The 10,472-nt window shown below is 73.1% G+C and carries 11 protein-coding genes; 6 read left to right on the forward strand and 5 right to left on the reverse strand.

Features of this window, described 5'->3' with window-relative positions:
- Positions 1 to 82 precede the first annotated feature (82 nt).
- Both GUY59_RS30965 and GUY59_RS30970 read left to right on the forward strand, forming a co-directional pair.
- Positions 83 to 784: a helix-turn-helix domain-containing protein gene (locus GUY59_RS30965; protein WP_138203515.1), complete on the forward strand. Its 702-nt coding sequence runs from the start codon at positions 83 to 85 to the stop codon at positions 782 to 784.
- A 78-nt stretch (positions 785 to 862) separates the two neighbouring features.
- Positions 863 to 1,411, forward strand: coding sequence for a dihydrofolate reductase family protein (locus GUY59_RS30970; RefSeq protein ID WP_132332799.1), 549 nt, complete (start codon positions 863 to 865; stop codon positions 1,409 to 1,411).
- Positions 1,412 to 1,417: 6 nt separating this feature from the next.
- Here the strand turns inward: GUY59_RS30970 and GUY59_RS30975 are convergent, their stop codons facing one another.
- The gene (locus tag GUY59_RS30975; RefSeq protein ID WP_138203513.1) at positions 1,418 to 2,017 is read right to left on the reverse strand and encodes a TetR/AcrR family transcriptional regulator; all 600 of its coding nucleotides are present in this window, start codon (positions 2,015 to 2,017) and stop codon (positions 1,418 to 1,420) included.
- Between the two features lie 72 nt (positions 2,018 to 2,089).
- Here GUY59_RS30975 and GUY59_RS30980 point away from each other — a divergent pair, with 72 nt between their 5' ends.
- Positions 2,090 to 2,893: a class I SAM-dependent methyltransferase gene (locus tag GUY59_RS30980; RefSeq protein ID WP_138203511.1), complete on the forward strand. Its 804-nt coding sequence runs from the start codon at positions 2,090 to 2,092 to the stop codon at positions 2,891 to 2,893.
- 4 nt (positions 2,894 to 2,897) lie between these two features.
- Here the strand turns inward: GUY59_RS30980 and GUY59_RS30985 are convergent, their stop codons facing one another.
- The gene (locus GUY59_RS30985; protein WP_161714782.1) at positions 2,898 to 3,158 is read right to left on the reverse strand and encodes a hypothetical protein; all 261 of its coding nucleotides are present in this window, start codon (positions 3,156 to 3,158) and stop codon (positions 2,898 to 2,900) included.
- Positions 3,159 to 3,655: 497 nt separating this feature from the next.
- On the opposite strand from GUY59_RS30985, the gene GUY59_RS30990 reads away from it, so the two are divergent.
- Positions 3,656 to 4,459 (forward strand): aminotransferase class IV family protein, encoded by an 804-nt coding sequence (locus tag GUY59_RS30990; protein ID WP_138203509.1) that lies wholly within the window; start codon positions 3,656 to 3,658, stop codon positions 4,457 to 4,459.
- Between the two features lie 65 nt (positions 4,460 to 4,524).
- Here GUY59_RS30990 and GUY59_RS30995 read toward each other — a convergent pair whose 3' ends face one another.
- Together GUY59_RS30995 and GUY59_RS31000 are read right to left on the reverse strand one after the other, a co-directional pair.
- Positions 4,525 to 5,709, reverse strand: a complete 1,185-nt coding sequence (locus GUY59_RS30995; protein ID WP_138203507.1) for an MFS transporter — start codon at positions 5,707 to 5,709, stop codon at positions 4,525 to 4,527.
- A gap of 585 nt (positions 5,710 to 6,294) precedes the next feature.
- Positions 6,295 to 7,365, reverse strand: a complete 1,071-nt coding sequence (locus GUY59_RS31000; RefSeq protein WP_201761545.1) for a hypothetical protein — start codon at positions 7,363 to 7,365, stop codon at positions 6,295 to 6,297.
- Between the two features lie 163 nt (positions 7,366 to 7,528).
- Here GUY59_RS31000 and GUY59_RS49150 point away from each other — a divergent pair, with 163 nt between their 5' ends.
- Both GUY59_RS49150 and GUY59_RS31010 read left to right on the forward strand, forming a co-directional pair.
- Positions 7,529 to 8,638 carry a sensor histidine kinase gene (locus GUY59_RS49150; protein WP_138203505.1) on the forward strand — a complete coding sequence of 370 codons (1,110 nt, stop codon included), beginning with the start codon at positions 7,529 to 7,531 and terminating at the stop codon, positions 8,636 to 8,638.
- Positions 8,635 to 9,294, forward strand: a complete 660-nt coding sequence (locus tag GUY59_RS31010; protein ID WP_138203502.1) for a response regulator — start codon at positions 8,635 to 8,637, stop codon at positions 9,292 to 9,294. The genes GUY59_RS49150 and GUY59_RS31010 overlap by 4 nt, the downstream gene beginning before the upstream one ends.
- Here the strand turns inward: GUY59_RS31010 and GUY59_RS31015 are convergent.
- Positions 9,284 to 10,472: alpha-galactosidase (locus tag GUY59_RS31015; RefSeq protein WP_161714783.1), on the reverse strand; the 1,189-nt coding region annotated here is incomplete at its 5' end. The genes GUY59_RS31010 and GUY59_RS31015 overlap by 11 nt on opposite strands.

The following is a 10,472-nucleotide window of genomic DNA, read 5'->3' on the forward strand; positions in this document are numbered from 1 at the left end:
GCCCGGAGCCCTGCACCTCCTGGGGAATCCGTGCCAGACTGCCTGCTCGGTGGTGCCTTTTCGGCGCAGGAGGAGGACCCGGATGGGGTTGCACATCGAGAGCCGGCCGTCCGATTCGCCGTACATCGAGCGGGTGTGGCGCAGCACCAGCCATGACGTCGCCCGCATGACGTCGATCGCGACCCCGCATCACGAGCTGGTGTTCTGGGAACACCGCGGCGAGGTCAGCGTGGCCGTCCGGGGGCCCGAGAGGTCGGCGAGCCCCGCCGGCGTGCCCGAGGACGCGACGTTCTTCGGGATCACCTTCTCGCTGGGCACGTCCATGCCCCACCTTCCCGGCCGCCTGCTCGTCGACGGGGCCGTGGAGATCCCCGGCGCGACGCGCAGGTCGTTCTGGCTGAAGGGCTCCACCTGGCGCCTGCCCGGCTACGACAACGCCGAGGAGTTCGTACGGCGGATGGTGCGCGAGGCGGTGCTGGACCGCGACCCGATCGTCGCCACGGTGCTCCACGGCGCCACACCGGACGTGTCGGAACGCACCGTCCAGCGGCGTTTCGTGGCGGCGACCGGCCTCACCCGGGGCGCCGTCCAGCGCATCGCCCGTGCCCGGCAGGCGGCGCTGCTGATCCAGGACGGCACGCCGGTCCACGACGTGATCCACCGGCTCGGTTACTTCGACCAGCCGCATCTGGCGCGGTCGCTGACCCGGTACGTCGGGCGGACCGCCACGCAGCTGAGCGTCCCGGCCCCGGACGAGCCTCTGTCGCTTCTGTACAAGACGTGAGAACCCCGCCCCCATACCGTTCACATCGGCGCATTGAGCGACACCTTCTGACAACTCCAACGGCTAGGGAGCCCAGCGATGGCCAAGATCATTTCGAGCTTCTTCATCTCCCTCGACGGCGTGGTCGAGTCGCCGGACCAGTGGCACTTCCCGTACTGGAACGACGAGATGGGCGCCGTGGTCGAGGCGGGCATGCAGAGCGCGGCGGCGATGCTGATGGGCCGCAGACTGTACGACGAGTGGTCCACCTACTGGACGTCGACGGACGCCGACCCGGAGGTGGCCGCCTTGCTCAACAACGCCCGCAAGTACGTCGTGTCCAACAGCCTGCAGAAGGCCGACTGGGGCAACACCACCATCGTCTCCGGTGACGTCGCGGCCGGGCTGCGCGAGATCAAGGAGGAGATCAGCGGCGGCGACGTCCAGATGTCCGGCTCGGCGACGACCGTACGATGGCTGCTGGCCAACGGGCTGCTCGACGAGCTCAACCTGCTCGTCCACCCGATCGCCGTCGGCCACGGCCAGCGGTTGTTCGAGGACACCCCGACCCACCCGCTGAAGCTGGTCAGGTCGGAGACCTTCCGGACCGGCGTGCTGAACCTGGCGTACGTCCCCGACGCCGGCTGAGCGGCCTCAGAGCAGCCGTCGCTGCAGGACGTCGGCGATGACCGTGGTCACGACCTTCTCGACGGCGGCGGGGTCCGGCGGCGAGCCTTCCCTGCCGGCGTAGAGCAGGTGCGCGGCTCCGACGAGCGTGAGCGCGAGCGTGTCGACGTCGGCGTCCACCGCGATGCGGCCCATCTCGACCTCGGCGGCGAGGTAGGAGGCGATCATCGCGGTGGCCTCGGCCAGGAGCGGAACCCCCGCCGGCCGGGTCCGGCGCAGCCGGGCGCGCAGCTCGTCGCGGAAGGTGATGAGGCCGACGATGGCCACGGCGACCGACTCGAACACGCCGGTCAGCGCCGCGGTGAGGTTGCCGGCGACGGTGCCGGTGCCGGTGCGGTCGAGCAGGGCGACGGCCTGGGCCTCGATCCGGCCGACGCGGTCGAGCACGAGCTCGGCGAGGAAGGCGTCGAAGTCGGCGAAGTGCCGGTGCAGCACACCCTTGGCGCAGCCGGCCTCGCTGGTGACCGCCCGGCTGGTCAGCCCGCTGGGGCCGGCCCGGAGCAGGACCCGCTCGGCGGCGTTGAACAGCTGGTCGCGCACGTCGCGCAGGGCCACCCCAGTCGGCACCGTGCGTTCCTCCATCAGCGTAACCGGACCTCCAGGCTAGCTGAGTGGGCATGCGCCCATTAGGGTGGGCACATGCCCACTTCATCGACGGAAAGCAACCAGCCCCATCGGCTCCGTCAGGTCGCCGAGTCGTTCGGCACCGACGCCGAACGCTACGACCGCACCCGCCCGCGCTACCCTGACGCCCTGGTCGAGCGGATCGTCGCCGCCGGCCCCGGGCCGCTCCTCCTCGACGTCGGCAGCGGCACCGGCATCGCCGCCCGCCAGTTCCAGGCCGCCGGATGCCAGGTGCTCGGCGTCGAGCCCGACCCGCGCATGGCCGCCCTGGCCAGGCAGACCGGGGTCGAGACCGAGGTGTCGACGTTCGAGGACTGGGACCCGGCGGGCCGCACCTTTGACACGGTCGCCGCCGCGCAGGCCTGGCACTGGGTCGACCCGGTCGCGGGCGCCGCCCAGGCCGCGCGGGTGCTGCGTCCCGGAGGACGGCTGGCGCTGTTCTGGAACGCGTTCCAGCCTCCCCCCGACCTGGCCGAGGCCTTCACCGCGATCTATCGCCGGGTGCTGCCCGAGACGCCGGTCCACGACCCCACGAAGCCCCTCACCGAGGCGTACTCCGCGATGTGCGACACGGCCACGGACGGGATGCGCCAGGCCGGCGCATTCGGCGAACCGGAGCGGTGGCACTTCGACTGGGAGCACACCTACACCCGGGACGAGTGGCTGGACCAGACCCCCACACACGGAGGCAACAATCGGCTCCCGGCCGCCGAACTGGACGAGGTGTTGTCCGGCATGGGGGCCGCGATCGACGCGGTGGGCGGCGCCTTCAGGATGCACTACACCGCCGTGGTGGTCACCGCGGCACGGACCGCCTGACGACTCAGGGCCGTGCCAGGAACCCGGCGAGAAGGTCGCGGCCGCTCTGAAGATCGTCGATGCGCCGGTCCATGGTCGCCAGTTCGCCGTTCAGGATGTCCCACAACTCGGCGCACCACTCGATGTCGGGACGCTCGCCCCGCGCGCACGGCAGCACCGACCGGATCGCCTCGGTGGACAGCCCGGCCCTCAGCAGGGCGCACCTGCCGCACGGTGACCACGGAATCCTCGTCGAAGTGACGGTAGCCGTTCGTACCGCGGCCACTGTCCAGCAGGCGAGCAGTTCGCCGACCCCTTCGCCTTGCGCGACAGGGCCTGCTGTGCCTTGGCGCAGCCGCCGCTCGGCGCGGCGCAGGAACCGGGGGTCAGCACCACCGCCGACACCCCGGAAAGCCAGGCCCGCTGCGAGGTCTGCTTCGCCTGCGTGATGACCCGCTTGGACAGCTCAGCGTCCGAGATGTACGGCAGTCCCTGCTCGCGAGCGTCATGCCGTGCGTGCAGTCCGTCGTTGAACACCGTCCGCGCACCCGAACGCCCGCGCCAGCGCTTGACGCTGACCGGCGATCGGGTAGAGGCGGACCGCTTCACCCCCGGCAAGGCCGGAGCACTGCGGACCAACCCGAGCGCAGGAGGCGGGTGCTGACCCCGGTGCGCCGGGGTCAGCACCCCGATCAGCATGCGGGTTGGCCTTTCCATCGATGTGAGGCCCTAACGTCGCCGTTGTCACGGACATTCCATCTGTTGAGCATGCTGGAGCGACGTATGTCTTCCTTCGTTGTCCACCGCGACGGCCACGCGGCGAGCGCCGGCGACCTGGCGCCGCTCGCCTTCGCCGGCTACGCCCACTTCACCGCCATGCAGGTGCGTGGCGGCCGGGTGCGGGGGCTCGACCTCCACCTGGAACGGCTGCGCTCCGCCTCGCTGGAGCTGCTCGGCCGGGCCGTGCCCGACGACCGCGTACGCGCCTGCCTGCGGGCGGCGCTCCGGGCGGGCCCCGCGGACCTGTCCTTGCGGGCCACGGTGTACCCCCCTGCCGGCGACTTCACCGTGGCGTCGGCCGAGGAGGAGCCGGAGCTGCTCGTACGCACCGGGCCCCCCGCGACCGGCCCGGCGGGGCCGCTCGCCCTGGCGGCCTTCGAGCACGAACGGTTCCTTCCGGCCGTCAAGCAGGTCGGGGAGGCGGCCAAGACGTACTACCTCCGCCAGGCCGTCGCCCGCGGCTTCGACGACGCCGCCTTCGTCGACCGGCGGGGGCGGCTCAGCGAGGGCTCGATCTGGAACCTGGCCTTCTGGGACGGCTCGGGGGTGGTGTGGCCCGAGGCGGAGATGCTGGTGGGGACCACGATGGGCATCATACGCAGGCAGCTCGACCGCCTCGGCGTGCCCCAGCGCGTCGAGGAGGTCGGGCTCGCGGACCTGTCGTCGCTGGCGGGCGCGGTGGTGCTGAACTCGTGGACGCCGGGCCTGGCCGTGCACCGGATCGGCGCCGCGTCCCTGCCAGCGGCGCCGTCCTTCGTGAAGGTGCTGCACGAGGCGTACGAGGCCGAACCGCTCACCGCGCCGTAGCGCCCCGTCGGTCGTCCGTGCCGCCACGGCCCCGGGGTCGGGCCGAAGTGCGGATGGCCTTGTGATCACGTGCGCGGGGGCGACGCCCTGACGGCCCTGTTCCAGGCCAGCAGTACCGGCACTCCCGCGACCAGGCCGGCGGCGCCGGCGATCGCCAGGCCGTGCTCCGGTCCGGCCGCTTCGACGAGGAGGCCTCCGAGCAGGATGCCGAGCCCCTGGGCGGCGACCATGCCGGAGGAGGCCAGGCCGACCGCCTGTCCCCTGCTCTCCGGCGGTGCGATCCGCACGTACTCCGCGTTGGCCGCCACGTGATAGCCGGTCAGCACCCCGCACACCGTCCAGAGGAGCAGCAAGGGCACGTAGCCGGGATCCGCCGCGCTGATCACCAGCGGCACGCTGGCCACCACCGCCATCGGGGCCATCAGCGCCATCCGCCGCGATTCGGACAGGAACCTGGACAGCGCGAACACGCCGATGACGTTCCCCACGGGCAGGGCGGCCATGAGGAGTCCCGCCTCCGGGGTGCCCAGGCCGAACGAGGCGGCGTACGGCACCGCGATCGCCTCGGGGATGACGTGGAAGCCCGACAGCATGGCCAGGCCGAGCAGGCTGCGCAACGCGCGATGCCCGGCCACCAGCCGCAGCCCGCCGAGGAGGGAGATCGGGTCCTTTCCCGCGGCCGCCGGGCGCCGGCGCACCGTGGCCAAGGTGAGTGACGCGGCGGCGGCGTACGTGGCCGCGTTGATGAGGATGGCCGTCTCCGCGCCGACCAGCGTTACCACGATGCCGCCGCCGGCGAAACCGAGCAGCGTCACGACCTGGTCGCTGAGCTGGTGGACCGCCACTCCGGTCTGGTAGAGCTCGCGGGGCAGCACTTCGGGCGTCAGCGAGATGCGCGCCGCCCTGCTCGGCGAGTCGAGCAGTTGCGAGGCGAAGACCAGGGCGCACAAGGCGGGCAGCGAAAGACCGGGCAGTGCGACGAACCCGATGAGGACGGTCCTGGTCACATCGCAGGCGATCGTGACCTCGCGCCGCGGGTAGCGGTCGGCCAGCCAGCCCAGCGCGGGCCCTCCGACCAGCGCGGGCACGAACGTCATCGCGTAGACGAGCGTGGTGACGGCGGCCGAGCCGCTGCGCTCGTAGGCCAGGACGGCCAGCGCGACGCGCGCCAGCTGGCTGCCCGCTCGCGACAGCAACCCGCCCAGCCACAAGCCGCGAAACTCGCCGATCGCGAGCACTTTGGCGTACATCGATTCCGCCCGATCCTCCTCGGCTGCCCTCGCCGCCCACGACGCACCCGCACACCGGCACGCCCTGCCCCGCTTCCACAAGCGGGGCACGACCCGCGCTGCGGCAGGTCCTGCCCCGCGCCAGAGGCCCGCACGGGCGGGCACCCGGCCTCCGCGGTGGGTGATGGCCCGCCTGCGCGGCGTCACAGCCGCCACCACTCCACCGCGGGATCACCTCATCAGCTCCAAATGGGATCGCGTCGCATGGCCCACACCTCCCTTCAGGACAGGACGCCGTCCGCCGGTTGCGGAGGGCACAAATCCGGGCTGGTACGTCCGGGCGCCTCGGCGTGGTCGCATCCATCGGCGCGCCCGCCAGGCCGCACCGCCCTCAGGAACACGTTCATCGAGGTGGTTCACCCCCGGCTCTCGGTCTGAGAACCGGCGTCGACGCGGCGTGCCGCCGCGCGGAAGCCCGGAAAGGCTATGGCTCATATTCAGGTGACGAATGGGCGGCCTCCCGGGGGACACCTCGGCCCCGCGAATCCGGAACTGTTCGAGCAAGGTGGGCCGCTGCCGCAGCCGGGGTTGTAGTAGCCACCACCGTCACCTCGCCGGGACCTCCTGCCGCGTCGCCGGGGCGCAGTGGCGGCAGGGCCGCCGGCGGCGCAGCCCGTAGGCGCACGCGGCGGCGGCGAGCGCGGCGCCCCAGACGATCCAGAGCACGCCGGGCCCGTTCATGGCCCACGTCCGGCCGGCGTCGAAGCCCATGCGCAGGTTCATCAGGCCGGCCGGGATCGCGGCGAGCGCCACGAGGGACGCCGGGACGACCGCGAGCGCCGGCGGCACACGTTCGCCCGCCCTGAACCAGATCCAGCGCGGGTAGACCTCCCCCCACCTGCGGATCAGGCCGTGGGTCAGGACGGCCCCGCCGATCGAGGCGAGGGCGCAGCCGAGTCCCACCTCCGCCATGCCGGGCGTCTCCCGCATCATGCGGAGGAAGTCGCCGGAGATGCCGAGCGGGATCCCGAGGTACCAGGCGATCCTCGTGATCTCGTACGGCACGGGCGCGGCGCACGCGACGTACACGGCCCACCGGCCCCAGCGGCGCGTGGCCTCCGGCGTCGTCCAGCGCCCGGCGCCCTGGCCGCCCCTGCCGCAGTGCGCGCAGGCCCGGCGGGTCCGGCGCTGGTGGGCGAGGGTGGCCAGGGCCCAGAGCACCCCGCCGGCGAACATGATGATCAGGTTGACCCGGTGCCAGTACAGGATGTCCCCGATGCCCTCCTGCGGGCCGGGAACCCCGGTGAAGGCGAACACCAGCAGGAACGGAGCGAAGGCGACCAGCACGAGGAGGGTGTAGTCCTGGACCACCAGGGCGAGCGTGCCGGCCAGGGTCCACCCGAGGACGAGCAGCATCGTGCGCGCACGCCCCCATCGCCGGGCCATGGCCAGCGCGGCCGCCACGCCGACCAGCCCGGCGGCGGCCATGACCGGCGCGACCGACCCTGCCTGGCTGCCCTCCAGGATCGACCCCGTCGCCCGGTCGTCCTCGACGGGCGCGAACGGGAACCCGCCGCCGCCTAAGGCCCAGTAGAGCCCCAGCGCCCCATAGAGCGCCGACCACCCGGCCGCCGCGTACGCGGACCAGGCGGGCCAGCTCGCCAGAAGGCGGTACACGTGCCTCATCACACCCCCACTGTCTCGATCACGTCCCCGACCAGCTTCGGGGCGACGAGGCGGGCCGCCCATGGGCCGGCCGGCACGGCGGCGTACGGGTTCGGGCGCGGAATGTGCCGTTCGGCACAGGTGGAGTGCGGGACTGGATGTCTAAGCTCGGGATGTGCGTGCGGGAAGAGCCTTGTGGTGGCGTCAGCGGGCCGCGGCGGTCACGGGCGCGGCCGGCGTGGTGTCGCTGACCGCGACCGCCGGCCTGCTGCTGCTCGGGCGGGAGCACCGGCAGGACGCCCCCGCCGGCGGCTGGCTGCTCGGCGAGTCCGCCGCCCTGCTCGTCCTGATCATGGTGACGGTTCGCGTCGCGCCCGCCCGTCACGCCCTGCTCTCCGTGGGGCCGGCGGGCGTCGCCCTGCCGGTCCTCCTGCTGCGTTTCGGCACGGGGCCGCCGACTCTGGCTGCGGTGGCCGGCTTCGCCGTCTGGGTGCTGTCCGCGCTGCTCGCGGCCATGGTCGGGCTCTATCTGCGTTCGCTGGACGAGCGGCGGGCCCGTTCCGTGCGAGCGGCCCGCCAGGCGCAGCGCGCGCAGCTCGCCCAGGACCTGCACGACTTCGTGGCTCACGACGTCAGCGAGATGCTCGCCCAGGCCCAGGCCGGCCAGATCCTCGCCGAGCAGGACCCGCGGCAGTCGGCGGCGGTGTTCCGGCGCATCGAGCACGCCGCGCAGCAGGCCCTGGCGTCGATGGACCGCACCGTGCGGATGTTGCACGAGGACGACCTCGCCGCCGAGCAGCCGGCTCACCGCACGCCGCTGCCCGGCCTGGCCGATCTGAGGGAGCTGGCCGGCAGGTTCTCGTCGTCGGGCTCCGCGACGGTCCATCTCGACGTCGACGCGGCGGACGGCGTGCCCCGGGAGGTGGCCGCGACTGCTTACCGGGTCGTCGTCGAGTCGCTGACCAACGTACGCCGGCACGCCGTGACGGCGAGCCGGGTGGAGGTGAGCGTCCGTCGCACCCCGGCCGGCGACGCTCTGGAGGTCACCGTGACCGACGACGCCACCACCGGGCCCGCGCCCAGCGGCGTGACACGTGGCGTGACCCGTGGCGGGACCCACGACGGGCTCCACGGCGGGGGCCGTGGCCTGGCGGGTCTGGCGGAACGGGTCGAAGCGCTCGGCGGCACGCTGACCGCCGGCCCGCATGCTCCGTGCGGATGGCGCGTCGCCGCAACCTTTCCGCTGGCGTCCGCGCCCTTACCCACCCGGCAGGCCCGCGCATGAACCTCAGGCCGACGCGGATCCTGATCGCCGACGATCAGGAGAACATCCGCCATGCGTTCCGGATCATTCTCGACAGCCAGCCCGACATGACCGTCGTGGCCGAGGCCGCGTGCGGCGCCACCGCGCTCGAACAGGCCCGTCACCTGCGCCCGGACGTCGTGCTCGCCGACATCCGCATGCCCGGCGTCGACGGGCTCGAAGTGACCCGCCGGCTCGCCGGGCCCGACGTGGCCGACCCCATGCGCGTGGTGGTCGTCACCACGTTCGACCTCGACGAGTACGTCTACACCGCGCTGCGCAACGGCGCCTGCGGCTTCCTGCTCAAACGCTCGGGCCCGACGCTGCTGGCCGAGGCCGTGCGCGCCGCGATGTCCGGTGAGACCCTCATCAGCCCGCAGGTCACCGTACGCCTCCTGCGGCACCTGCTGCCGCCCCCGGCCAGGGCGGCGCGCGGGGAGCCGCCACTCACCGGGCGCGAGCTGCAGATCGCCCGGCTGGTCGCCCGCGGCCGGACCAACGCCGAGATCGCCGCCGCCCTGTTCATCTCGCCCGGCACGGTCAAGAACCACGTCGCCGGCATCCAGCGCAAGCTGGGCACCCGCAACCGCGTGGACATCGCCGTCTGGGCCTGGGAGAGCGGCGCCGTCACGCCCTAGCCGCCACGGCTTCGAGGTGGACGAGCACCGACTGGTCGGGGAAGAGCGGCGGCACGGCGATGCCCGCGGCGGCCAGCGCCGAGCCGGGCAGCTCGGCGTCCCCGGACAACCAAGGGGGCGCGGCCCCGCGAGAGGTCACGGGCACGAGGGGGCGGACGCGGTAGACGGTGTCCCGGTCGATCCCGGCCAGCCGGACCAGGCCGGGCGGCCAGGTGGCCGGGCGGTCCAGTACGGCGATCTCGTAGAGGGCCTCGCTCGCGTCCGGGGCGACGACGCCGTGTGCCCGTACGCCTTCAGGGGTGTCGTCGAGGCGGACCATCGTGCCGGTGTGCAGCAGCCGGCGGTGGCGCTTGTGCAGGGAGATCCAGCCGGCCAGCTCGTCGAGCTCGGCGTCGGCGAGGGAGGTGAGGTCCCATTCGATGCCGTAGTGGCCGAAGAACGCGGTCGCGGCGCGGAAGGCGAGATCGTGGCGCCGCCCGGTCGTGTGGGAGCGGCCGGCGCCGATGTGGCTGCCGACCAGCTCGGGCGGCACCAGTTGCGCGGTCCAGCGCATGATCTGCTGGCGTTCGACGGGGTCGATGCAGTCGCTGGCCCAGACCCGGTCGGTACGCTCCAGGATGCCGAGATCGACGCGGGCGCCGCCGGACGAGCACGACTCGATCTCCAGCCGGGGGTGCGCGGCGCGGAGCTCGTCGAGCAGCCGGTAGACGGCCAGGGTCTGGGCGTGGACCGAGGCGCGGCCCTCGCGCACGGCGGACCCGGCGTCCACGAGGTCTCGGTTGTGGTCCCATTTGATGAAGTCGAGGCCGTACTCCGTGACCAGGGCGAGCAGCCGCTCCTTGATGTGGGCATAGGCGCCGGGGTTGGTGAGGTCGAGGACCTGCTGGCGCCGGGCGGGCGGAGGGAGGCGGTCGCCGGTCTGCAGGATCCATTCGGGGTGGGCGCGGGCCAGGCCGGAATCGGGGTTGATCATCTCGGGCTCCATCCAGAGCCCGAACTGCATGCCGAGCCGCCTGACCCGCTCGGCCAGCGGGTGCAGCCCGTCGGGCCACACGTCGGCGTCGACGTGCCAGTCGCCGAGCCCGGCGCTGTCGTCGCGGCGGCCGGTGAACCAGCCGTCGTCGAGCACGAACCGCTCCACCCCGACGCGGGCGGCCCGGTCGGCGAGGTCGAGCAGC

Origin of the sequence: Nonomuraea sp. K271, from assembly GCF_009908215.1 — a bacterium.
Lineage (GTDB): Bacteria > Actinomycetota > Actinomycetes > Streptosporangiales > Streptosporangiaceae > Nonomuraea > Nonomuraea longispora.

Excerpts from the sequence above, each read along its gene's own strand:
- GUY59_RS31010 (WP_138203502.1), top strand. The coding sequence starts at position 8,635 with ATGAACCTCAGGCCGACGCGGATCCTGATCGCCGACGATCAGGAGAAC.
- GUY59_RS30965 (WP_138203515.1), top strand. The coding sequence starts at position 83 with ATGGGGTTGCACATCGAGAGCCGGCCGTCCGATTCGCCGTACATCGAG.
- GUY59_RS30970 (WP_132332799.1), top strand. The coding sequence starts at position 863 with ATGGCCAAGATCATTTCGAGCTTCTTCATCTCCCTCGACGGCGTGGTC.
- GUY59_RS30990 (WP_138203509.1), top strand. The coding sequence starts at position 3,656 with ATGTCTTCCTTCGTTGTCCACCGCGACGGCCACGCGGCGAGCGCCGGC.
- GUY59_RS30995 (WP_138203507.1), bottom strand. The coding sequence starts at position 5,709 with ATGTACGCCAAAGTGCTCGCGATCGGCGAGTTTCGCGGCTTGTGGCTG.
- GUY59_RS30980 (WP_138203511.1), top strand. The coding sequence starts at position 2,090 with ATGCCCACTTCATCGACGGAAAGCAACCAGCCCCATCGGCTCCGTCAG.